Source organism: Endozoicomonas sp. ALB091 (genome assembly GCF_049310265.1).
Classification (GTDB): Bacteria; Pseudomonadota; Gammaproteobacteria; order Pseudomonadales; family Endozoicomonadaceae; genus Endozoicomonas.
In genome coordinates this window covers 906,047-930,842 of sequence record NZ_JBLYNQ010000007.1, presented here as the reverse complement: position 1 = coordinate 930,842, position 24,796 = coordinate 906,047, and the positions used below count along the sequence as shown (strand labels likewise).

Below are 24,796 nucleotides of genomic sequence, written 5' to 3'. Positions count from 1 at the left end.
GAAAGGGGGAGGAATCCGTGGTTCAGGGAGGCCATGGAAGCCGGTAAACTGAACAAAATGCATTATGAGAAATTGTAAACTTCCCTTGAGTTAGCCCGTTCTCAGGGAGTAGGCTTGCAATAAGAATAAACCAGTGTGAAGCCATGCTGCTGACAAAAGCGGTAACAAAAGTGGTGACAAAATCTATGACCGATATTATTACAACAGCCCGCGACCAACTGCTGACTCCAGCCAATATCGGCGACAGTGAACTCAGCAGGATTCTGGATAACATTCTGGGGCACAATGTGGATGCCGCTGACCTCTATTTTCAATCCATGCGCCATGAGTCCTGGGTGCTGGAAGATGGCATCGTTAAGGAAGGCAGTTTCAATGTCGACAGCGGGGTCGGTGTTCGCGCCATGAGTGGCGAGAAAACCGGTTTTGCCTATTCCAATGAAATTATTCTCCCGGCACTGGAACAGGCTGCCGGTGCCGCCCGAAGTATTGCCCGGGTCGGCCAGCAGCAGCAGGTTCAGGCATGGCAGCGCAGCCAGCCACTGTCGCTCTACGGAACCGCCAACCCTCTGGATTCTTTAACCAGTGAAGATAAAGTTGATCTGCTGAAAAAGCTGGACCAGGAAGCCCGCAAGGCCGACCCCAGTGTCAAGCAAGTGACGGTGAGTCTGGCCGGTGTCCATGAGGTGGTGCTGGTAGCCGCCTCCGATGGCACGCTGGCAGCGGATATTCGCCCGCTGGTCCGTTTGAATGTCAGTGTTATTGCTGAAAAAGAAGGGCGTATTGAGCGCGGGTCTGCCGGAGGCGGCGGCCGGGGTGACTACCTTCAGTTCCTGCTCAACGACACCGGCCTTGAGTATGCCCGCAAAGCCGTGCGTCAGGCGATGACCAACCTTGAAGCAGTAGCCGCTCCGGCAGGCACCATGCCGGTGGTATTAAGCGCTGGCTGGTCCGGGGTGCTGCTGCACGAAGCGGTAGGCCATGGACTGGAAGGTGACTTTAACCGTAAAGGGTCGTCTGCCTATGCTGGCCGGATTGGTGAACGGGTTGCTTCTCCACTCTGTACCATTGTTGATGACGGTACGCTGGGCGGTCGTCGTGGTTCCATGAATATGGACGATGAGGGCGTACCCACAGAAAGCACCGTCCTGATTGAAAATGGCATTCTCAAAGGCTATATGCAGGATAAGCTGAACGCTCGTTTAATGGGTGTTGCACCGACCGGTAACGGACGTCGTGAGTCGTATTCCCACCTGCCCATGCCAAGGATGACCAATACCTATATGCTGGCTGGCAAGCATGATCCTGAAGAGATTATCAGTACCGTTAAAAAAGGTATCTATGTGGAGAACATGGGCGGTGGTCAGGTGGATATTACCTCCGGTAAGTTTGTGTTCTCCACCAGTGAGGCCTGGTTGATTGAAAATGGCAAAAAGACCGTGCCAGTCAAGGGTGCCACCCTGATTGGTAACGGCCCTGATGTGATGAACAAGGTGTCCATGGTCGGCAATGACCTGGAGCTGGACCCGGGTGTAGGGGTCTGTGGTAAGGATGGTCAGTCTGTTCCGGTGGGTGTTGGTCAGCCGACCTTGAAGATTGATGAAATTACCGTGGGTGGTACGGCTTAGGAATTGTCTGGAAATAACTTCCCTATTTTCATCGCCCGACTCCGTTCGGACTGAGCTTGTCGAAGTTCGGTGGCACGACCCTTCGATACTTCGACAAGCTCAGCACTCAGGGTGAACGGAAATCGGGAACTTATTAAAAGACAATTACTTAATATTCTCTGCGGATTGTGCCCATCGTTTCAGTCAAAAACGGTGGGCAATTCGCGTTTATTTTTGTGTTCCAATAATAATTGGATATCTTCCGGCAAGGTTCTTCCCCCGGAAAGCTCCGGCAGATCGTCAATATCAAAAAAGCCGATATCGGAAATTTCAATATTCTCTTTTGGGGCTCCACCGGTCAATTCGCAGAGAAAAATCAATTTGTAAATATGATAGGGGCTTCGTGGGCGGTAGGGGTGTTGCTGGGTATCCCGAACAGCGACCAGCTTTAATGCCCTGGCGGTATAGCCGGACTCTTCCACAATTTCCCGCTCGACCCCATAAGCGGGAGGTTCACACACATCGCCCCAGCCCCCGGGCAGAGCCCAGCGCCCATCAGATCGCTCTTTGACCAGCAGTATTTTATTATCGAGGAATACGCCGCCACGGAGGTCAATCTTCGGGGTGGCATAACCATGATCCGGCAGAAAGTAGTCGTTCACTTTTGCTGTGGGGGCTCCGGTCAGCAGTGCGGTCATATCATGGGCAATAGCCTGTAATTGGTGATATCGCTCAAGGTCAAACTCATTTCCGGAAAAGGCGAGTCCGTTCTGGGCAATGGCCCGGATCTTTTCTGCCCAGTCGATCCATGGATTTTTATCCGGGTCATTCTTTTTCAGATCAACGTCAGGTTTATCAACCATCACCGGCTCCCTTTTACCTATTAATCAGCTGTTCTTCTGTTCGTGTTGCTCTGCACTGTCGTCAGGTCCTAACAGAATAGCCATGTTCCGCCACTGTCTGGAAGATTCCATCATGATTTTAATAAACATGGTCAGTGGAACGGAGAGAATCATCCCTACAGGCCCTAACAGCCAGCCCCAGAAGATCAACGACAGAAAGACGACCAGGGGCGACAATCCCAGCCCTTGTCCCATAACGTTAGGCTCAATGATATTACCGATAAACACGTTTATCGCCAGGTAGCCCGCCAGAACCAGCATGGCATCGCCATAGCCAAACTGCAGCAGTGTCAGCAGAATGCCGGGAATAGCCGCCACGATGGAGCCGACATTAGGGATAAAGTTAAACAGAAAAGCGACCAGTCCCCAGAGCACATAAAAGTTCACCCCTTTCGCCCAGAGCATGGTGCCAACCAGCAGGCCAGTGATCATACTGATCAGCGTTTTCAGGGCCACATAACGGTTAAATGAGTGGAGAAAACGACGCATGCTCTGTAATTCATGGTCCGGGGATGACAGTGCCAAGCGCAGCTTACCCGGCAGCAGCGGGGCTTCCAGCAGCATGAAGATGGCGGCGATTAAAATCAGCAGGGCAAAACTCATGGTGCTGCTGAGTTTGCCAATCATATTGGTCAGCAGACTGACAAGCGCCGATGGGTCAAAGGAGTCCATAAAGGTTTTCAGGTCAATACGGATATTTTTCTGTGTCAGGAAAGCCTGAGTCCTGTTAAACGACTCAGTCAGCTGTTCACGATACCCGGGCAGTGCGGCGGTAAACTCCTGAACCGTGCTGGCAACATTACCCAGGAATAACAGGGCGAAGATGACAAAGGCCGTTAAGGTAAACAGGATTCCGACGATTCGCGGAACTCTGAACCGCGCCAGCAAATCAACCACAGGATTGGCCAGCAAGGCAAGCAGGGCAGAAAGCAGCAGGGGAATAACCAGTGTGCTGCCCAGCTTGATCCCCGTTATGATGATAATCAGTGCTGCCAGCCCCTGAAATATATGGCGGACATGTGTCGTTTTGATGCCCCGCATCAGGTTAACCTCGATGATAATAATGGAGAGATTCAGTCGATTTCATCATAGTTAACCCGGGCGTGCTATTGATGAAAATGCTATTTATCAGGGCCTGTCAGCCAAGATACCTTTCTTTCAGGTGTTGTTGGAAATAACTGGCCGTTAATGGCTCGCCGGTCGCCCTGGTCATCAGTTCTGCCGTGGAATACTGTCGTCCCTGTGACCAGATGTTGTTTTTCAACCAGTCAAAAATGGGTGAAAGGTTACCCTGTTGAATCAGCTCTGCAATATCCGGCATGGTTTTTTTCCGGGCGGCAAACAGCTGGGCTGCGACCATGGCTCCAAGGGTGTAGCTCGGGAAGTAGCCGAACGACCCCATGGGCCAGTGAATATCCTGCATGCAGCCATTCTTGTGATCACCGGCTACATCCAGGCCCAGGTAATCCTGCATTTTCTGCTGCCAGAGTTCGGGGATATCACCCACCTCGATGTTCCCTTCAATCAGGTCTCGCTCGATTTCATAGCGCAAAATAATATGAGCCGGGTAGGTGATCTCATCCGCATCAACCCGGATAAAGCCCGGACGAACCCGTTTGTAGATTTTTTCCAGATTATCCAGTGCCATGGCGGGCTGTGACGTGCCAGCGCAGAGGTGTTTGACGATCAACGGCTGGATCAGCGACAGGAATTCGCTGCTGCGGCCCAGCTGCATTTCAAAGAACAGGCTCTGTCCTTCATGGATTCCCATGGAGCGGGGGAGGGCAATGGGGAGTTCACGGTTCTGTTCCGGCAGATTTTGCTGGTAGCGGGCATGGCCGGTTTCATGGATGATGCCCATCAATGCTTCTACAAAATTATCTTCTTTATAGCGGGTAGTCATCCGGACATCTTCGCTGACACCACCACAAAATGGGTGAGTACTTACGTCCAATCGGCCATGGTCAAAATCAAAGCCGAGCAGCTGCATCACCTCCAGTCCCAGCGCCTTTTGCCTGTCGATCGGGAAGGGGCCTTCAGGCTGAATGATGCTCACCGAAGACTGGCGATCCAGGGCATCCTGAATATAGCCAGGCAGCCAGGTTTTCAGGTCACCAAACAGCTGGTCAAGCTCCCGGGTATTGACGCCGGGTTCATAAAGCTCCAACAGGGCGTTGTAAGGGGAAACATGGCTTTTTTCTGCCCGAACAGCCGCTTCCTGGCGGGAAAGGTTAACCACCTCTTTCAGATTCCTGGCAAAACCCGGCCAGTCATTTGCAGGCCGCTGGCTGCGCCAGGCATGTTCACAGTTTGTGGATGCAATGGTTTTGGCTTTCACCAGATCATCAGGAATGGCACTGGCCTGTTGCCATTCAACCGCCATCTCTCTAATGGAGCGGATGGTGTCCGGGTTGGTTTCCTGAGCCTGTGCTTCTTGCAGCCAGGCTGCCACTTCAGGTGCCGTCAGCAGCTTATGCAGAAGGGTGTTCAATTCCGCCAGCGCTGCACCACGGGCCTGATTGCCGCCGACAGGCATCATGGCGGCCTGGTCCCAGCCAGCGATAGCTCCCAGATGGGAAAGGTGATACATCTGCTGGAATCGGCTCACCAGATTCTCATAAGCAGTGGTCATCGTTGAACTCCATACACGTTATTATGAGGTCCATTGTATGACGTGATAGTTCACAGGGACAGGCTGCTTTTCTCAATTGATAAAAAAGCCGATAAAAAAAGCCGGTAACAAAGGCCGCCACCGGGAGGTTAAGGAATAGTCCTTGAATAATTTACACATTTCGGAGCCTCCGAACTCCGTTCGTCCTGAGGCTGTCGAAGGGCGTTAACTCCGAGGCATGATAGATTGTGCCAGGCACCCTTCGACTCCGCTCAGGATGAACGGAGAGTGAGTTCTAAATGTCGGAATTATTTAAGGACTTTTTTCTCTGTGATTTGAGGCGTATATAACTGTTCGTTGTTGATCTGGCCCGGGTCAGGTTGCACAGAGATGGAACAAAAAAGGCTTTACGTTGTCCGTATTGAGAGATATCCGCGATTCTAAAGGGGTATTGGTTATGGACAATGTACAGCCTTCTGTTGTCAGTGTACCTGGCGTGGTAAGTGGTGAAAATCAATTACCGGCAGCAGCCATAGCCAATCATGCCAGCAAGACCATTGGCTCCGGCGGTTCTTTGGCCGGGATACCCTGCAGTTCGAATACTATCAAAAGCAGAAAAAATGCTCCGGTGGAATACTCTGCTAAAAAAATACCGGAGAAAAGCCTGACTGAAAGAAAGGTTAACCTCCATGAAGAACCATCCAGGGTAAAAAGTTATTCGGAATTAATGTCTTTTTATCTTGAGAATCTCAAACATAAGGAGTTTTCCTACGATCTTGCAGGCTTTACACCAAAGTCAACGGAAGATCTCAAGATGATGGAGTCTTTTCGAGCGGATATTGCTCGTTTTGACAAGATGGTGAGTGATGAAAGACCGAAGCTGCGTAAAATAGGCGGTGACCGAACAAGCGCAAGACAAAGCTATGAATGCCTCAGAGAGCAGCTGTTTAATTTGAAACATAAGTACTTTATTTTGTGCTTCCAACGCTACAAGCCTGTATCCGGGATAGTGTTAGTGTTACAGATGGTATCGTCATTGCGTCTTGGTGATGAGCCCGCCATGCACCAAAAAGTCAAACGTCTCACCAGTAAGTATTGCCAATGCGTCGGTGATCTTGGCATGGAGTTATACTGGAACGCTGTCTGTAGTGATCGTCTGGCACAGCACTGGCAGGTTTTTATGTCACAATCCATGGAATTTCTGAATGTCTGTGCCGATCTGGCCACTATGCATCAACAACTCCCGAAACATCATCAGGAAAAATTTAAAGGGTTTCCTGACTCAGCATCCCGTCTCTGTACAACTGTCAGTTTGTCTCTGATCATAATCCTGGACGATGCTGTTAATCACTATGCACAGCTAGAGGACAAAGATGACCTGCATCGTGGGTTGGGTTCTGATGTTACAGGATTGAGCAAATGGTTAAATTCAGAATCAAACAATTCAGACCTGTTCAAGTGCTATGAAATTCCCCAGGTGATACAAATGATCAGTGCTTCACTGTGTATTGGCGAATTTGTCTCAGCGCGCAAGCTGTTAAGCGGGTTCATCAAATTGATTGATGGCAAAATTGATGGCATAAATGCTGACCTGGACGATACCGAATGGTTGTTTTATCTCGCCTCGAAGGCGTTATCGTGCCTGGTTTGCATCAAATTGCCAGACATTGGCAATGATGAACTTAAAAATATCGAAGCAATCAAAAAGTTGTTAAAAGAGGTAATGCAAAAGGCTGAGCAGATGTTTTCCCTGTCTGCAGCTGAGTGCTCAGAACTCGATGAGTGTTTTCAAAGATTCGTAGAAGGACCCTGCAGAGACGTTTTATTGATGCACGCCCTGAGGGGACAAGAATCTGCCAGGCAAATAAGCCGTCTGATCAGTGGAGAAGAATCTGGGAAAACCAGGGAAAAGCGGGAGATCAGGGGGAAGCTGAAACGAAAAATGGCCAGGGGCTATGGTTACCAGAAACCGGTGGAGTTAAAAGCACCTGTACCCGCTGCCCAGTCGACAGCCCGGCAAGATTCACAAACCCCACCAAGGGAAACATCTTTGCCACAGGGGGTGCAGGATGCAGTAAAAGCGTTTATTGCTGATCGACCAATGGCTGAGGTCACGGCAATGATTCAATCAGTGGTTGATGATCCCGAGAGTACGCCTGTGGTTAAGGCTGAGTCTTATTTCGCTCTCGCTGATATGCTTGACAGAAAAATGAATAGAGAATTCAACCGGATTATCTCTCAAACGTCCTTCATTTATTCCTATGGGCAGTTAATACGAGCAGGTGTGATGCCGTCGTCCGCTTTGGGTGTGGCATTCAAAAAGGCCATTCAGGACGTTACTGATATAACGAAGATTTGTGGTTGGCTTGATAGTGTCAATGATGCGCTGAGCACCTTGTCGGGGTTAATTCTTCGTACTGATGGGCTGGACAGGGATTTTCTGGATGAGCTGGCATCTTTGCATGAGCGTCTCAGGGCAGAGGTAGGGCTGGTTAGTGAGATTGAAGCCACTTTTGATGAGATAAAAAGCATCTGGAGTGACCGGTTCCAGTTTTTGAAAAGAAACAACAAGCTGCCAAAGGGTCGAAGAAAACCTGTACAAGATCGGCAAGATCAATCGCAAATGGCCACCTTCGATCTGCCAAAATTGCTAGAGGTCTGGGGTAAACTGACAAGGCAGGTAAACCCGTTGAAAATAACACTGGAAAAAACCGGGGAGGATATAGACAGGCATCGTATTTCCAGACTGGCAGACTGTGAGCAATGGGAGGCTGGCGGTGATGATGATTCCTCACTTGCTGCCAATGAAGATTCCTCACTTGCTGCCAATGAAGATTCCTCACTTGCTGCCAATGAAGATTCCTTACTTGCTGCCAATGATGACCCAGAGGTGCCTTCTGCGCTTGTCAGGCAGGAGGTTCAACGGGCGCAGTTAGCAGGCAGTTGCTATGGGCCTGAATACTGGTCAAACTTTACCCTGGAGGACTGGTTGCCAGGCAGTGCCCTGCCTGAAAGGCATCCATTGACACTGATCGCCGAGGCATTGCACAGACCTCTGTCGGTCAGGGCGGGTGGGCAGCAATGGTTAATTGGCGAAGATGGCACAGCAACCATCAAGCCCGGAGCCATTCCGAAAAATTCACTGAACCTGACGGTTGAAGAGCTGGCCGATCCACTGACGCCTCATACATAAGTAGCCAGAAATATATGATTCCATATGGCCAGCTACTTAACAGTCGTGCTTTCTAAACACCGTTATGAATAACCGCTCCAGTAAATGTCGCCGACAGGTATCATTAAGTCCTTATTTTTTCTCCGTGATAACGCCTCATTTTTGATCTGGCCCGGGTCAGGTTACATCGATAGGGAACAAAAAAGGCTTTACGTTGTCAATATTAAGAAATATTCGCGATTATAAAAGGTAATGGTTATGGAAAATATAAAGCCTTCTGCTGGCAGTGCACCTGGCGTGGTTACTTTTGAAAAGCAATTTCCGGCAGCAGCCAAAGACAATAATGCCAGCAAGACCATTGACTCCGTCGGTCCGAATGTTATTGAAAGCAGAAAAAAAATACCGGTGGAAGACCCTGTTGAAAAAAAGGGTGGTAAAGGACTGGCTAAGAGAAAGGTTGTCCGTCATAAAAAATTTTCCGAAGTAAAAAATTTTGATGAATTAATGCCTTTTAGTGTCAAGACCCTCCGAAATATGGAGTTTTCCTATGACTTTGCTGGCTTTACACCTAAGTCAATGAAAGATCTCGAGATTATGGAGCATTTTCGAGAGGATGTTGCTCTTTTTGAGGAAATGGTGACGAATGAAAGAAAAAAGATTGTTAGAAAATCGAGTGACCGAACATTGGCAAAAGAAAATCGTGAATTGCTTAGAGATCAGTTGTTTCTTTTGAAACAAGAATACTTCTCTCTGTGCCACAGACGCTTCAAACCTGTATCTAAAATAGTGTTAGAATTACATTTTGTGTCGTCATTGTGTTGTGGTGATGAGCCAGACGAAAACCAAATCGAACGTCTCGCAAATAAGTATGAACAAAACATCAGTGACTTGATCCAGATGTTTCAGTCGAATGCTCTTAATGGTGATCGTTTGTCACAGCACTGGCAGGTCTTCATGTCACAATCCATGGAGTTTCTGAATGTCTGTGACAATCTGGCCACTTTGAATGGCCAGATCCCGATCAAGCCTGATGGTCTGCTTAGCAAGGATGTGGATATGCATAATCGGTATATTGACCTGATATCCAGTGTCAGTAACACTGTCGGTTTGTCTCTGATAAAAACCCTGGATGATGCTGTCAATCACTATCCACATTTGAAAGAAAAAGCAGACCTGAAGCGAGGATCAGCTTCTGCTGTTAAAGGTTTCAGCAATTGGTTAAATTCAGCGTCGGACAAACTAGACCAAGACCTGTTCAAGTGCTATGAAATTCCCCAAGTGATACAAATGGTCAGTGCTTCACTGTGTATTGGCGAATTTGCCACAGCACTCAGGCTGTTAAGCAAGTTTATCAACCTGATTGATGGCAAAATTGATGGCATAAATGCTGAACTGGGCGATATCGAATGGTTGTTTTATCTTGCATCGAAGGCATTAGCGTGCCTGGTTTGCATCAACTTGTCAGACATTGACAATCAAAAACTTATACATATCGAAACAACCAAAAAGTCGTTTAAAGACGCGATGGAAAAATTTAAGCAGACGTTTTCCCTGTCTAAAGCTGAGTGTGCAAATCTTGATGACTGTTTTCAACGATTCATAGAAGGGCCCTGCAGAGATATTTTACTGATGCATGCCCTGAAAGCAGAAGAATCCGCCATGCAAATAAACAGTCTGATCAGTGAAGAAGAATCTGAGAAAGCCAGGAAAAAATCGGAGATCAGGGGGAAGCTTAAACGAAAAATGACCAGGGGCTATGGTTACCGGAAACCGGTGCAGCCAAAAGCACCTGTACCCGCAGCTCAGTCGGCAGCCCGACAAGATTCACCAACCCCACCACGGGAAACACCTTTGCCACAGGGGGTGCAGGATGCGGTAAAGGCGTTTATTGCTGATCGACCAATGGCTGAGGTCAAGGCAATGATTCAATCAGTGGTTGATGATCCCGAGAGTACGCCTGTGGTTAAGGCTGAGTCTTATTTCGCTCTTGCTGATATGCTTGATAGAAAAATGAATAAAGAATTTGACCGGATTATCACTCATACGTCCTTTATTTATTCCTATGGGCAGTTAATACGAGCAGGTTTGACGCCGTCGCCCACTTTGGGTATGGAATTCAAAAAGGCCATTCAGGACGTTACTGATATAACGAAGATTTGTGGTTGGCTTGATAATGTCAATGATGCGCTGAGCACCTTGTCGGGATTAATTCTTCGTACTGATGGGCTGGACAGGGAATTTCTGGATGAGCTGGCATCTTTGCATGAACGTGTCAGGACAGAGGTAGGGCTGGTTAGTGAGATTGAAGCCGCTTTTGAAGAGATAAAACTCATCTGGCATGACCGGTTCCAGTTTTTGAAAAGAAACAACAAGTTGCCAAAAGGTCGAAAAAAACCTGTACAAGATCGGCAAGATCAATCGCAAATGGACACCTTCAATCTGTCACAATTGCAAGAGGCCTGGGGTGAACTGAAAAGGCAGGTAAACCCGTTGAAAATGACACTGGAAAAAACCGGGGAGGATATAGACAGGTATCGTATTTCCAGACTGGCAGACTGTGAGCAATGGGTGGCTGGCGGTGATGATGATTCCTCACGCGCTGCCAATGATGATCCAGAGGTGGCAGCTGCGCTTGTCAGAGAGGAGGTTCAACGGGCGCAATTAGCAGGCAGTTGCTACGGGCCTGAATGCTGGTCAAACTTTACTCTGGAGGACTGGTTGCCAGGCAGTGCGCTGCCCGACAGACATCCACTGACATTGATGGCCGAGGCATTGCACAGACCTCTGTCGGTCAGGGCTGGTGGGCAGCAATGGCTAATTAGAGAGGATGGCACAGCAACCATCAAGCCAGGAGCCATTCCGAAAAACTCATTGAACCTGACGGTTGATGAGCTGGCCGATCCACTGATGCCTCATAACAGTAGTGCTTTATAAATACCGTTATGAATAACCAGCCAGCGATCTGGTACCTGGTTTTAATGAGTTTGACGTGTACGATCTCCGTTCACCCTGAGCGGAGTCGAAGGGTACTTGGCACGATCTATCAGAGTCCGGAGTTTCCGGTCTTCGACAGGCTCAGGACGAACGGTATGGGTAACCGTTGAACACTGTGCCAATCACCCTTCGATTCCCGGTGAACGGAGATTGTACACAGCATCTTCTGGTTCAATTAACTATTTGCCTTGTCAGGATCAAAATGCTCACGCACCCTTTGCAACAGTAAATAAAACACTGGAATCAGCAGAGTGCCAAAGATAGTGGCCGCCAACATACCGGAGCTCACCGTGATACCGATGATCTGTCGGCTGGCGGCACCAGCGCCAGTGGCAAGCACCAGCGGCATTACCCCGAGAATAAAAGACAGTGCAGTCATCAGTACAGCACGGAAGCGCAGGCCAGCGGCATTAATGGCTGAGTCAAAAATACTGTTGCCTTCCCGACGTTGAACCATGGCAAATTCCACGATCAGAATCGCCGTTTTTGCCGCGATACCAATTAACAGCACCATCCCGATCTGGGCATAGATGTCATTGGCCAGCACCGGATTCCACTGTCGCATGATATTGATTCCCACAAAGGCACCAAAGGTAGCAATAGGCACGGCACTGATGATGGCCAGTGGCATGGTCCAGCTTTCGTATTGGGCGACCAGGAACAGGTAGGCAAACAGGAAGCACAGCGCAAACAGGATGGGTGCCAGGTTTCCTGCTTCGATTTCCTGTAAAGACTGACCTGACCAGGAATAGGTATACCCCTGGGGAAGGTTCTCAGCCAGTCGGGCCATTGCCGCAATGGCGTCACCGGAGCTGTAACCCGGAGCAGCCTGACCACTGATGCTGGCGGATTGATACAGGTTGTAATGACCGATACTGCTGGGGCCCAGCACGGGTTTCAGGGAAGCAACCGTGGTCAATGGCACCATTTGTCCCTGACTGTTACGGACATAGAACTTGCTGAGGTCAGCCGGTCCGGCCCGGTCAGCACTTTCAGCCTGCAGGTTGACCTGATAGTTCTGGCCAAACAGGGTGAAGTTATTCACGTACAGAGAGCCCAGCTGGGTTTGCAGCGTCATGAAAATCTCGGATAACGATACATCCTGAGCCTTGGCTTTCTGACGATCCACTTCCAGCAGGTATTGCGGCACATTGGCCTGCCAGGTTGAGAACACCCGGGCCAGTTCCGGCTGCTGGTTGGCCTGGTAAATCAGGCCATTCATGACCTGGCTTAGCTCTTGGGGTGAGCGTCCCATGGTGTCTTGCAGCCGGAAGTCAAAGCCACCGGATGACCCAAGACCCGGAATGGGTGGGAAGGCAAAAGCCATGACCTGTGCTTCTTGCAGCGACCACAATTTAGCCTGGGTTCTTTGCAAAATGGCATCCTGATGCAGCTCAGGGCTCTGTCTCTCTGACCAGTCATCCAGTACGACAATGGCCATGGCCGCATTACTGCTGGCACCGCTGAAGATACTAAAGCCGGAAATGGTGATAACGCTATCCACCCCTTTTTCAGAGCGAATCTGGTCGGTGATGCCCCCCATTAATTCCTGGGTGCGATTCAGTGAAGCCGCATCCGGTAGCTGAATGTTGACCGCAAAGAAGCCCTGGTCTTCACCGGGGACGAAGCCGCCGGGTGTGGTGGTAAACATAAAGCCGGTACTGCCCAGCATCACCGCCAGAAGACCAACACCCAGAATGGAACGGCGCAGTAAAAGTTTTACCCAGCCCTGGTAACCCCCGGTCAATTTGTGAATCAGGGTGTCTACCGGCTTCAGCCAGACAATCTGGTCAAGACTGCCTTTTTTCAGTAACACTGAGCACAGTGCGGGGCTTAAGGTGAGCGCGTTGACCGAGGAGATCAGTACCGCGACAGAAATGGTCACGGCAAACTGGGTATAGAGGCCTCCGGTAATGCCCGGCATAAATGCCACGGGTACAAAAACCGCCAGCAGTACCATGGTGGTGGCAACAATGGGGCCGGATACCTCTTTCATCGCCTGGCGGGTGGCCTCTTTCGGTGCCATGCCTTCTTTGGTGATCAGTCGTTCAACGTTTTCAATCACGACAATGGCATCGTCTACCACCACACCGATGGCCAGCACCAGGCCAAACAGGCTGATGGTATTGATGGAGAACCCCAGTACCTGCATGACCGCAAAGGTACCAATCAACGACACCGGGATAGCGATGGCGGGAATTAGCGTTGCGCGCCAGTTCTGAAGGAACAGGAAGACCACCAGGATAACCAGAAGTACGGCTTCAAACAGTGTTTTGACCACCTCATTGATGGACTCGGAGATAAACTCTGTGGTGTCAAACTTGATGGTATAGTCCATGCCTGCGGGGAAGTTCTTCTTCAGCTCTTCCATCCGGGCTTTTACGCCTTTGGCCACGTCCATGGCATTGGCATCCGGTTGCTGGTAAACAACCAGGAATGCCGTGGGTTGTTTGTTCAGCCGTGCATCACCCTCATAGTTCTGGGAACCAAGTTCCACTTTGGCAATATCTTTAATGCGGACAAAAGAGCCATCCGGGTTTGCCCGGATAATGATATTGCCAAAAGCGTCAGGGGATTCCAGCTGTTCCCGGGTACGAATCGTATAGGTAAATTGTTGATCCGGCTGATTGGGGGATTGTCCCAGTTGTCCGGCGGGAACAATGGCATTCTGCTCATTAATGGCATGACTGACGTCGGAAGTGGTGACACCCAGTGCCGCCATCCGGCTGGGGTTCAGCCAGACGCGCATACTGTAGGTCATGGCACCCATCACCTGGGCCTGCGCTACGCCATTGATACGGGTCATTGGGTCTAACAGGTAGTTACTGGCGTAGTTGCTCAGGTAGACCTGATCAAACTTGCCGGATTCCGACACCAGGTTAACCCCGAGCAGCATATTGGACGACTGTTTTCGTACATTGATGCCCAGTCGGCGCACCTGTTCAGGCAAACCCGGTTCGGCAGCGGCGACCCGGTTTTGCACGTTGACCATGGCGATGTCCTGGTCGGTGCCGGAATCAAAGGTGACGGTGATGGACACACTGCCATTATTGTAGGCTTTGGAGTCCATATAAATCATCCCTTCAACCCCGTTAACCTGCTCTTCAATGGGGCGCATAACCGCAGACTCCAGGGTTTCTGCATCGGCACCCGGGTAGGTGGCGTTGATGGTTACCTGGGGCGGCGTGATTTCCGGGAACATACTCACTGGCAGTGTTGTCAGCGAGATCAGACCGACCATGGTGATCACAATCGAGATGACGAATGCGAACTTGGGCCGGTTAATAAAAAACTGGCTGATCATCTCAGATATCCTGCTCCTGTGGCTTGGCGGAAGCGGGTGATGAAAGCGTACCGGTGGTTGGGTCTACATTAACCAGGGTTGGCGATACTGTGCCGCCCGGGCGCACTTTCTGCAGGCCCTGAACGATAATCTGTTCACCTTGCTTAAGGCCTGAGGTTACGGCCCACATGGCATTGATACGACGACCGACTTCCACCTGTCGGGTTTCAACGACATTTTCCGGCGTGACAACCAGGACAAAATAGCCGGACTGATCCTGCTGAACTGCGGCCTGGGGAATCAGGGGCATGGGCATTTTCTGATGGCTTTCTGCCTGCAGCGTGACGTAGAGGCCCGGCAGAATAATACCCTGTGGGTTCGGGAAGGTGGCTCGCAGGGTCAGGGTACCCATGGTTTCATCGATCTGGGTGTCGGCAAAACTGAAGGTGCCTGGCTGGTCGTATTCAGTGCCATTGGGCAGTCTGAGAGAGAGTTTGAACCTGCCTTTTTCTTCGACCTCAACGCTGGCTTCCTGCGCCGTTCTGGCTCCGGGGTGTTTGGCCAGATGGCTGATCAGCTGTCGTTCATCCACCTGAAAGGTAACATAGATTGGATCCATGCTGGTCAGCGTAGCCAGAGGCTGGCTGGTGGGACCCACCAGATTGCCAACACTGTAGGTTGATTTGCCAATTTCCCCTTTGAAGGGTGCGGAAATTTGCGTGTAGCCAAGATTCAACCGGGCTGTTTCTAGACTGGCTTCTGCTGCTTCCACTGCGGCCACCGCCTGGGCTTCCGAGCTGGTTTTATTATCGTAGTCAGCCTGACTGATCGCTCCCCGTTTTACCAGATCCCGGCTACGCTCAAGGTTTTTCCGGGCGTTGATAAGGGAAGCTTTGTTGCTTGCCAGCTGGGCCTCGGCACCTTTGAGGGCGGCTTCAAATGGTGCCCGGTCAATTTCGTAAAGCAGCTGGCCCTGTTCAACCATACCGCCTTCCGTAAAGTTTCTTTTGACCAGAAAGCCTTCTACACGAGCACGGATGTCTACCTCATTGATCGCTTCTGAACGGCCAATGTATTCATAATAGTCGCCTACTTCCTGATCGATTACACTGAAAACCGATACACCGGGTGGCGGCATTTGATGTTGCGGCTGCTGCTCCTCCGAGCAACCGGCCAGAAGGAAAATAGAGGTGGCTAAAGCGCCTATCGGAAGCCATTTTCCGAGTTTACGATCAGTGATGTTAGCGATCATTGATAGCTCCGTACTGTTTGCATTCAGCAAAATACCTGCCACTTATTTGTCTTTGCAAACGTCATAACCTGTTAGGGGAAGAAGGTATTGGCGGTCTTAAGTATTAACCTGTATGACTTCAGGGGAAGGGAGTGTGCCTTTGGCTTTATATAGGGAAATGCCCCGTGCAAAGCGCCGAACACTATACAGGGTTATGTACTGTGACGGATAGTACGAGGTTCATCCATCCAGAGCTATGTGGAAAACCACTATTGGCGAATCCTTTACTGTTTAAAATGGAATAAGTCAGGGCTTTACACTGCTTTTACCGGATCTATTGACCCGATTGAGATGCAAGTCAATACACTGAATTCGAGATTCAGAAACAGTGATCAAAGTCGTCACTGTTTGGGGCTGATGTGTTGTCTTGCCGCTGTTTCACTAAGCATTGATGTTTGATGAATGATATGATGTCCCGCGCTTTTGGCAAGCCTCTTTATTAAATCAATGAGCAGAGGCAGCCAGAAAACCCGGGCGGGGGGGAGACTGGCCATACCATCAGTTACTTTACGAGCTGTACCTTTAACCCCGCTTTCCCCCAAGGCGGGGTATTTTTTTTATGGAGCACATGCTATGAGTCACTCTATAAGTACAGGCAAAACCAGTGCCAGGCTGTTGCTGATTGATGATGATATCGAGCTCTGTGAATTGCTGGTGGAATATCTGGCCACAGAAGGGTTTACGGTCTCTGCGGTTCATGATGGTGAAGCCGGGGTTGATGCCGCTCTGTCCGGGATGCATGACCTGGTGCTGCTGGATGTCACTTTGCCGAAGCTGAACGGTTTTGATGCCCTGAAGCAGATACGCCAGCAATCGGACATCCCGGTTCTGATGCTGACTGCCCGTGGCGATGATGTGGATCGGATTATCGGTCTGGAAATTGGCGCGGATGATTATTTGCCCAAGCCTTACAACCACCGTGAACTGGTGGCCAGAATCAAGGCTATTCTGCGCCGTGGTCGCACACCATTGATTCCGGAAGGGACCAGCCGAACCCTGCAGATTGATGATATTGCCCTGAATCTGGCCAACCGTGAGGCCGCCATTGCCGGTGAACCACTGGAGTTGACCGCCACTGAATTTCTGGTGCTGAAAACGCTGATTGAAAAGGCCGGTGAACTGATTTCCCGGGATGACCTGACCCAGATCGCCCTTAACCGTAAGTTGACACTGTATGATCGGGCCATTGATATGCATGTGAGTAATGTGCGCAAAAAGATTGGTACCCGGCCTGACGGCAATCCAAGGATAAAAACCGTGCGTGGATCTGGTTACTTTTATATTCTTCCGGGCTGATGGGGTTGCCAGTGCGAGTTAAAATCCCCGGGCTGGTGGTCTGGCCATGGCACAGTGTCTTCTGGAAGATTTTTCTGTGGTTCTGGCTGACCATGATTGCCATGCTGGTGACGCTGTTTCTGGCCTTTGCCATCACCGTGGACCCATCGGACTTTCTGTCCGAGCGGCGGGCGCTGTTTCGTGAGCTGGAAATAGCGGCCCGCAAAATGGAGCTGCTTTCCCGTACTTCCGTGCACTTACCCATTCCCCGGTTCCCCGGCAGTGGTTACTACCTGTTCGATACTGAGGGCAATATTCTGGGCAGTGCGTCGATCTCTGAAGAGTTGATTTCTGCCTACAATAAAACCCGGAACCTCAGCGATCCGACCATTACCTTTCGCCGAGGGGTGGTGGTGGTCGGCCCACAGCGAATTACCCTGAATGATGCCCCCTACGAACTGTACCTCACCAAGGAGATGCCAATGCTGGTGCACTGGCGGGTGCAGCAGGTTATTGCACGTCAGTGGCATCTTATTATTCTGGCGTTGGGTGTCAGCTTCTTTCTCTGTGTGGTTCTGGCCCGCTACCTGGTGGGGCCGATTCGGAACTTGCAGCGGGCCTCCAGAAAGCTGGCCCGTGGCAACCTGAGTGCCCGGGTGGGCGGCAAGGTTGCCAGACGCCGGGATGAACTGGGTGAGTTGGCCAGGGATTTTGACCACATGGCGGAGCAGGTCGGGTCTCTGGTGTTCAGTAAAGAACGGTTGTTGCGGGATGTCTCCCATGAGTTAAGGTCGCCGTTAACCCGGTTGCAGATCTCTCTGGCGCTGGCCAGACGGAAAACGCCGGATGCCGAGGCAGAGCACGCACGCATCGAACGGGAGATAGAACGCCTGGATCAGTTGATCGGGCAGATCATCCACTTTTCCCGTATTCAGCATAATATGGCCAATATGACCTGCGAGAAACTGGCTCTCGAAGGTATGCTGAAAAAGCTGGTGGACGATGGTAACTTTGAAGCCCAGGCCCGTGACAAGGCCGTGGTATTGAAAGAGACCGCTAAAATTGAGCTGGTGGTTGTGCGAGAGTTTCTTTCCAGTGCGGTGGAAAACATCATCAGGAATGCGATCCGTTTCACTCCGGAAGGTTCGGAAGTTGAGGTGCGACTGTTTCGGGAAAATGATGTGGCACTGATTCGTATTCGTGATTATGGGCCGGGGGTGCCTGAAGAGACCCTTGACGATCTGTTTGAACCCTTCTTCCGGGTGGATGAAACCCGGGGTAAGGAAAATGATGGAACGGGTCTTGGCATGGCGATCGCCAGTACTGCAGTATCACAACATAACGGCTCCATTGCTGCCCGCAATGCCCACCCGGGTCTTGAAGTGACCCTTCGTCTTCCGTTAAGGAATGGGTTGAGTGTCTGACTTTGCTGACCTTCGCTGGGACTTGTCCTATGCCGAAGCCATATCCATGCAAACGACACTGGCCAGTCAGGTGATCCAACAGGATGACCTGCCTGAAATTACCCGTGTTGCCGGTGTTGATGTGGGCTTTGAGGATAACGGGCGGGTAACCCGTGCCGCCGTTGCGGTTCTGGCTTTTCCCACTCTGGAGCTGCTGGATTACACCATTGCCAAAGTGCCGACCCGGATGCCCTATATCCCCGGGTTGCTGTCGTTCAGGGAATGCCCGGCGATTCTGGCAGCGCTTGGCCAGTTGCGGATAACGCCTGATCTGTTGCTGTGTGATGGTCAGGGAGTTGCCCATCCACGGCGCTTTGGCGTTGCCTGTCACGTTGGTGTGCTCACCGGGCTGCCCGCCATTGGGGTTGCCAAGAGCCGACTATGTGGAAACAGTGATACCCTGCCAGAGCAGAAAGGGGCCAGGGTTGAACTGCGGGATAATAATGAAGTGATTGGCAGTGTGCTGCGCACCCGAAGCGCAACCCGCCCACTGTACATCAGTATTGGCCATAGAATATCGTTGAACACGGCGGTGCATTATGTTGAATCATGTCTTACCCGCTTCCGGTTGCCGGAAACCACTCGTTGGGCAGATGCACTGGCTTCCAACCGGGGACAGGCGGTTGCCAGGGCCAACCAGATTCTGGCTCGCTAACGTTTTCTGCGCTCTGGCAGTTATTCTCCTGGGGGGCTGTGCAGGAAATGACCGGGAGGTTTACAGCCAGCAGCAGTTTCAGCAGCTGGTAGATAAAGGCTTTCTGTCACCACAGATTCGCAATCTGGATATGCTGCCGATGATGACGGTGCAGCTCTATCTGGACACGCCGCAAATTTTTCTTCAGGGGGATGGCAAGCCCCTGATGTTCCATATCGATGGCAAGGTGGATGCGGATATCTTTGGGGGGATGGTCACGGAAAAACTGCCGGTGCAAATTACCGGCTTCACCCAGCTGAGATATTCCAGGGAAGATGAGGCCATTTATTTTACTGAGATAGCGTTTATGGAGGCTCAGATCGACCTGGAAGTGGCATTGTTCAAAACCATGATCGTGGACAGCTTTCAGAAGGCATTGCTCAAAGAGCTGGCCGGGATGCCATTAATCTCGTTGGTCAAAACCCCGGAACTGGCGGCCACCATCGAATCACTTGCCAGACATAATGCTGATGGGCAGATTCAATTTGATATCCGCGAAGGCAGCCTGGTGATTGAACCGGTTCCGGGCCACAGTGATCGTTCTTCTGGCTAAAGTTTGTTCTGGCAGTCATCACTTTTCCCGGGAGCCTGTTGACGTTTTGTTACTCAGCTCGCAACTAAACGTCAACAGTTCCAATATACAGTTTTCATGCAAATGGTGTATCAGATCAATGCGTAAGCCCTATATTTTAATGATGTCCCTGATGAAGAGCAGACATCATGAACAGTATCAGCAATACGCCAGCTCTCAGGATTGAAACACCGGCAAGCCAATCTCCCCTCTCCGACACTGTTGACCAGGCCAGCAAACAACAAGATACCAGTCCCCATTACCAGACACCGACCGGACATGGGAAACGTAAAATTACGGTTCGGGACAAGCTGGACCTGGTCATGGCTGTCAGATCCGGACGCCGCAATGAAGTTGAACGGCTACTGCATAAAGGCGTGAACATTCGCAAAGAATGCTATTTGAAATATCAGGATTCCCCGTTGAAAACGGCTGTGAACCATCGTCGTATCAAGATTCTGGAATTGCTGCTGGAGCATGGGGCAAACCCTGACGATCATGCCGTTGGTGTCAAAACGCCGTTGAACTCTATCCTTCAAGAAAAGCCTATCAGTATTAAGGTCATGAAGGTATTGCTAAAACACGGTGCGAATCCTGACGCCAAGACCAAGGGACGCTACACCCCGTTGTTTTGGGCTGTCTACCATAGGCATATCAATGCCGTAAAGCTACTTCTGCAGCATGGGGCCGACACTAATAGCAGAAGCTCGGGCTACGAAACGCCACTATACAAAGCGGTGAGATTGGGGGATATCAAGATCGCGAAGCTGTTGCTGGAGTCCGGTGCGGACGTTAATGGCAAGTCAACCGGCTTGACCACCCCTCTGGCTATTGCGGTGCACACCGGAGGTTTAAGGAGTGTGAACTTGCTGTTGGATTATCATGCGGATGTTAATAGCGTCGATGGCGACAGGATAGCTCCCCTTGAGTTAGCTGCCTGGAAAAAGCGGGTTGATATTGCCTTTGAACTGCTCAGGTGTGGCGCTCGTGCGGATAAAAAGCTGACCAGAAATTTGGTCAGGAAGGTTATCCGTAAATATAAGATAAACCCGAAAACCACACCGCTGTCGCTCAAAGGTGCCAGCTTACGTGCCATTGGGAAACATCTCAATGGACGTGATCCGAGAGTTTTGCCTTTGCCCGAGGCCACACGGAAGGAATTGCGATTACAGAGACGAGGAACAATATTTCCGTGAATCTCGTCTTCCGGGTTAACTCGAAGGCTTGAAGTAACCCATCATAATATTGAAAGTATCCATGACCGGATAGAGCGGGTAGAACGTGCGCGGGCTGGCAAAGTTTCGGGTCAGGTCATATTTAAAGTCGCTGAGAATAAAGTCAGGAACCTCCGGAACCCATTGGTTTCCCGCTTTCCTGAAGGTGAACACTTCGCTTCTGGTCTGATAGCCGGAGTATGACTCCGGGAAGATAGTTAGTACGGTTACAATCTCTCCATCATCATCTGCCCGCATACGAAACCTGGGGGGCACATTAATTTCGTAGGCCCGGGAAATACCCACATTAAATTTTGATTTGGAAATAATTCGCAAATAAAAATCCTGTGGACTCAGTTCATTGGCTTTTGCCCGTCCTTCAGGAAAAATAATTTGAAACAAATGACTTGAGTGATAGCGTTGCACCTGATGCTTTAACAGTTTTAATGCGTCTTCAGCAAAGAAACTGGCGAATTCGTCAAAGTCAAACGTGTTCAGGTTTCGAACCATCTCAAGAACAGTAGATTTAAGCGCTTCTTTATCTGCTTCAGATAGTGACGAATCCCCGTGCGGTTTTGGTGAAGTTATTTCTGCAAGGACCGGTTTGCTTTTGTCGTTGGTTTCTGCCCCACCAAGGCATGACTGGACGGTTACGAAAACGGCAATCATGCCAATAAGACATAATTGAATGACTCTGGACACTTGAACCTCCTGACAAACCAATATGGACATAAGATAGCCAGTAATTCCGGTTTCTGCAGGTAGAGATATGATTGCCAGAAAATATTATGGAAATGCAGATATCTGTAGCCATTGGTTTTAATCAGGGCTATCAGGACGTTGTTGCTCCGGTTCCTGGTCTGTGCTCGCCATGGGGTTATTGACCGTTGTCATATCCGTCATCTCTATCATCACCGGTTCGTCATGGTCATCGGATTCATACCCGGTCAGCACATGGTTCACAGGGCTGTCAGGGCTTTGCGGTTCAGGCTCCGGTTCTTTGCCTGCGCTTGCCATGGAGTTAGTGGCTTTTGTCATATCTGTCAGCTCCATCATCACTGGTTGGTCATGGCCGCAGTATTGATGCTCGGTCAGTACATGGTACACAGGGCTGTCAGGACTTTTCGGGTCAGGTTCTTCTTCAGCGTTCGTCGCAATAGAGCTTCTGCCCCCTGTCCCCATGTTCTCCTGAATGGCTGACAACGATTGATAATGGCTTTCGGGAGAAGTTGACAGCCGTCTCATGTCCCCTTGCCTGACTAACAATGGTTGATAATGGTTCCAGGGAAGAACAGGCAGCGGTCTTGAGTTTGCCTGACTGACTGACAACAGTTGCGGTTGGTGATGGTTCCGGGGGGGAGTAGATAGCTCTCTCTCAACCCGGGGCATATCGGGGGACTCCGGTATGGGTTCCTCACGGTTACGGTCAGCATTAGTCGATGATCTTTGGCGGAAATAGCGGTAGACGCACACACCGGTAACACCGGTCAGGATAAAAATTACGGTGCCCAGAGCGACGCCCAGGGTGATATAAGTTATGACAGTAGTACTTAGAGACTCCGCTAGCGGTGATGGTGTGGCAAATTTGGTAGCGCCCGGGCTGGCAAAGGTCATGTCGGATGCCGTGGCCACAGTTGTTTGGGGCTTTGTAATTGTGGCAGAACCCGTATCGGAAAAGGTCATGTTGGTGCTCGATACCCTGGCCCCCGTCTCTGTGATTAAGGGCGTTAGCAGGGCATTAGTACTGTTTAATGTGGTAAGACTGTAATTAGCGGCCTGACAATTCTGTGTTACCAGGCGGGGGTCAATACCTGCACAGAATTTATGATCCAGCCAGTCACGACACTCAGGGTCATTGTCCTGTTGCTCACCATTAATGCGGACATTACAAATAACAGAATCATCTCCTGCATTTTTATTCACAGAGGCATCTTTACCTGCACTGTTAAAGGTGCTGTTAACCACCACAGTGTTGGCGATATTTTTTGGATTAACGTTAAGTCCTACGAGAATACCGACACCGGCCCGTTTTGTGCCAATATGACAGTTCACTGCGGTCGTTTTGGTGACAGTCCCTGCATTTGCGCCTCCCGCACCAATACCGGCATATGCATGTTTGCCAGAGGTTTCCACCCGGCAGTTGATTGCCGTCGTGTCGGAAACATCGCTGTCTTCATGATGTCCCACCCCGATACCGGCATATGCAACGCCTGTGGCGGTTGTCACGTTGCAGTTCACGGCTGTCGTGTGTCTAACAGTACCTTTATTATTCGACGTTCCCGCCCCAATCCCGGCATCTGCATTATCATTGGCGGTTGCGACTGTACAGTTTACTGCTGTCGTGTCGGTAACCGTTCCTTGCTCAAGATATCCCACCCCAATACCCGCATCTGCACGTCTTCTCAATGTTTTAACATGGCAGTTCACCGCAATTGTGTTGGTAACCATTCCTTCCTCCGAATATCCCGCACCAATACCAGCACTTGCGTACTTTCCTGCTGTTTCCACATGACATTTTAACGCAGCTGTGTTGATAACAGCGCCTTTAAACTGATATCCCGCACCAATACCGGAGTGTGACTTGGCTCCGGAACTTTTTACCGTGCAATTCACTGCAGTCGTATTGGTCACAGTTCCTCCACCATTAATCTTGCCAACGCCAATAGCTGCGGGTGCATCGTTAGTGGTGATGTCAGCACCTTCAACCTGAATATTGCTGATCGTGGCATTACCTGACATTTCACAGGCTGCTACCCCGGCTGGATCGTTTGACCGTATACTGGTACCACTAAAGCCCAGGCGATCAATACGACCGCTCTCGGCCAACTCTCCTACCAGGCAGTGCGAGAGGCTGCGGATCATATGACCACCGCCGTCCAACTCGCCGGTAAATGGATGGGTTTTATTGCCAATGGGCTGAGTCAGCTGGCTACCGTCAATATCCTTAATCAGCCGATATTTTTTACTGCATGAATATTTCTCTGTATGGCAGACCTTGCCCAGAGTTTCGGCATCCGCCACTTCAACCGGGGTGTCAGGGCCGGATGCTGTTGACGCGCCTGCCAAGGAAAGGCTGGCCAGAGCGCCCAGTGCCAGAGGCATGTTTGGCAGCTGGCCTGCCCGGAGTGTCGTGGTCACGGGGTTATCGGGCTGTGGTCGTGGGTTCCGGGGGGCTTTTCCGGTTTTTTCTTTAGCGTTTTCCGGCGTATTCTCTCTTTGCGTGTCAGGTTCGGGTAGCAAACCGGCACGGGCTGTGAACGCGTTAAACTGATCCCTGGCAAACCGGGCAGCAACCGAAAGGTTGGCAAGATTGCTCAGCAGACTAATGATTTCTGAGGGCAGGCCGGTATAGCCAGATATTGCCCGTCCTGCCAGTGCGGTGTACTGCAGGAAATTACTGGCCTGGCCATCAAGGCCCTGAGGATCCATGTCGGCAGCAGGGCTTACGAAGCCTGGTACCGGTGGGCTGGAATTGGATAGATCAGAGAAAGGGTTCAACGACTGGAGAAGTGCAATACCCCCGGATTGGATGGTCACACCCAGCCCTCTCCATCGACCCTCCGGTTCTGTGGGCGGGGTTGCCACAGTTTGCGGGTCGATGGCAGTGCTTGTTGGGGGGACGTGCGATTGCCGTATCAAATCAGTACCTTATAACAAAGTTGTTTGCAGTGATATCAATTCACTGTCGTTACAGAGCAAACATCTATCTATAGGAATAGAAC

15 protein-coding genes are annotated in these 24,796 nt (G+C 50.6%); 8 read left to right on the top strand and 7 right to left on the bottom strand.

Features of this window, described 5'->3' with window-relative positions; genetic code table 11:
- Window positions 1-185 precede the first annotated feature (185 nt).
- Complete coding sequence (tldD, locus tag ACO6UX_RS15860; protein ID WP_422449204.1) at window positions 186-1,625, top strand: metalloprotease TldD; 1,440 nt, start codon at window positions 186-188, stop codon at window positions 1,623-1,625.
- A gap of 179 nt (window positions 1,626-1,804) precedes the next feature.
- On the opposite strand, the gene ACO6UX_RS15855 is transcribed toward tldD, so the two are convergent.
- The 3 genes from ACO6UX_RS15855 to ACO6UX_RS15845 form a co-directional block, all read right to left on the bottom strand.
- Window positions 1,805-2,467, bottom strand: coding sequence for an NUDIX hydrolase (locus ACO6UX_RS15855; RefSeq protein WP_422449202.1), 663 nt, complete (start codon window positions 2,465-2,467; stop codon window positions 1,805-1,807).
- Between the two features lie 24 nt (window positions 2,468-2,491).
- Window positions 2,492-3,547, bottom strand: a complete 1,056-nt coding sequence (locus ACO6UX_RS15850; protein ID WP_422449200.1) for an AI-2E family transporter — start codon at window positions 3,545-3,547, stop codon at window positions 2,492-2,494.
- Window positions 3,548-3,644: 97 nt separating this feature from the next.
- Window positions 3,645-5,138 carry a carboxypeptidase M32 gene (locus ACO6UX_RS15845; protein WP_422449198.1) on the bottom strand — a complete coding sequence of 498 codons (1,494 nt, stop codon included), beginning with the start codon at window positions 5,136-5,138 and terminating at the stop codon, window positions 3,645-3,647.
- A 436-nt stretch (window positions 5,139-5,574) separates the two neighbouring features.
- Between ACO6UX_RS15845 and ACO6UX_RS15840 the strand changes: the two genes are divergently transcribed.
- Window positions 5,575-8,310, top strand: coding sequence for a hypothetical protein (locus ACO6UX_RS15840; protein WP_422449196.1), 2,736 nt, complete (start codon window positions 5,575-5,577; stop codon window positions 8,308-8,310).
- Between the two features lie 237 nt (window positions 8,311-8,547).
- Window positions 8,548-11,223, top strand: a complete 2,676-nt coding sequence (locus ACO6UX_RS15835) for a hypothetical protein (protein ID WP_422449194.1) — start codon at window positions 8,548-8,550, stop codon at window positions 11,221-11,223.
- Window positions 11,224-11,458: 235 nt separating this feature from the next.
- On the opposite strand, the gene ACO6UX_RS15830 is transcribed toward ACO6UX_RS15835, so the two are convergent.
- Window positions 11,459-14,587, bottom strand: coding sequence for an efflux RND transporter permease subunit (locus ACO6UX_RS15830; RefSeq protein ID WP_422449192.1), 3,129 nt, complete (start codon window positions 14,585-14,587; stop codon window positions 11,459-11,461).
- A 1-nt stretch (window position 14,588) separates the two neighbouring features.
- The gene (locus ACO6UX_RS15825; protein ID WP_422449190.1) at window positions 14,589-15,818 is read right to left on the bottom strand and encodes an efflux RND transporter periplasmic adaptor subunit; all 1,230 of its coding nucleotides are present in this window, start codon (window positions 15,816-15,818) and stop codon (window positions 14,589-14,591) included.
- Between the two features lie 612 nt (window positions 15,819-16,430).
- Between ACO6UX_RS15825 and ACO6UX_RS15820 the strand changes: the two genes are divergently transcribed.
- The 5 genes from ACO6UX_RS15820 to ACO6UX_RS15800 all read left to right on the top strand — a co-directional run bounded on the left by ACO6UX_RS15820 (window position 16,431) and on the right by ACO6UX_RS15800 (window position 21,056).
- Window positions 16,431-17,153, top strand: coding sequence for a response regulator (locus ACO6UX_RS15820; protein WP_422449188.1), 723 nt, complete (start codon window positions 16,431-16,433; stop codon window positions 17,151-17,153).
- 11 nt (window positions 17,154-17,164) lie between these two features.
- Window positions 17,165-18,556 (top strand): ATP-binding protein, encoded by a 1,392-nt coding sequence (locus ACO6UX_RS15815; RefSeq protein WP_422449186.1) that lies wholly within the window; start codon window positions 17,165-17,167, stop codon window positions 18,554-18,556.
- Window positions 18,549-19,250: a deoxyribonuclease V gene (gene nfi, locus ACO6UX_RS15810; RefSeq protein ID WP_422449184.1), complete on the top strand. Its 702-nt coding sequence runs from the start codon at window positions 18,549-18,551 to the stop codon at window positions 19,248-19,250. Before ACO6UX_RS15815 ends, nfi begins: the two co-directional genes overlap by 8 nt.
- Window positions 19,219-19,842, top strand: coding sequence for a hypothetical protein (locus tag ACO6UX_RS15805; protein ID WP_422449182.1), 624 nt, complete (start codon window positions 19,219-19,221; stop codon window positions 19,840-19,842). Before nfi ends, ACO6UX_RS15805 begins: the two co-directional genes overlap by 32 nt.
- A gap of 167 nt (window positions 19,843-20,009) precedes the next feature.
- Window positions 20,010-21,056, top strand: a complete 1,047-nt coding sequence (locus ACO6UX_RS15800) for an ankyrin repeat domain-containing protein (RefSeq protein ID WP_422449180.1) — start codon at window positions 20,010-20,012, stop codon at window positions 21,054-21,056.
- Between the two features lie 15 nt (window positions 21,057-21,071).
- Here ACO6UX_RS15800 and ACO6UX_RS15795 read toward each other — a convergent pair whose 3' ends face one another.
- Together ACO6UX_RS15795 and ACO6UX_RS15790 are read right to left on the bottom strand one after the other, a co-directional pair.
- Window positions 21,072-21,776, bottom strand: coding sequence for a hypothetical protein (locus tag ACO6UX_RS15795; protein ID WP_422449179.1), 705 nt, complete (start codon window positions 21,774-21,776; stop codon window positions 21,072-21,074).
- 117 nt (window positions 21,777-21,893) lie between these two features.
- The gene (locus tag ACO6UX_RS15790; RefSeq protein WP_422449177.1) at window positions 21,894-24,713 is read right to left on the bottom strand and encodes a hypothetical protein; all 2,820 of its coding nucleotides are present in this window, start codon (window positions 24,711-24,713) and stop codon (window positions 21,894-21,896) included.
- Window positions 24,714-24,796: the final 83 nt, after the last annotated feature.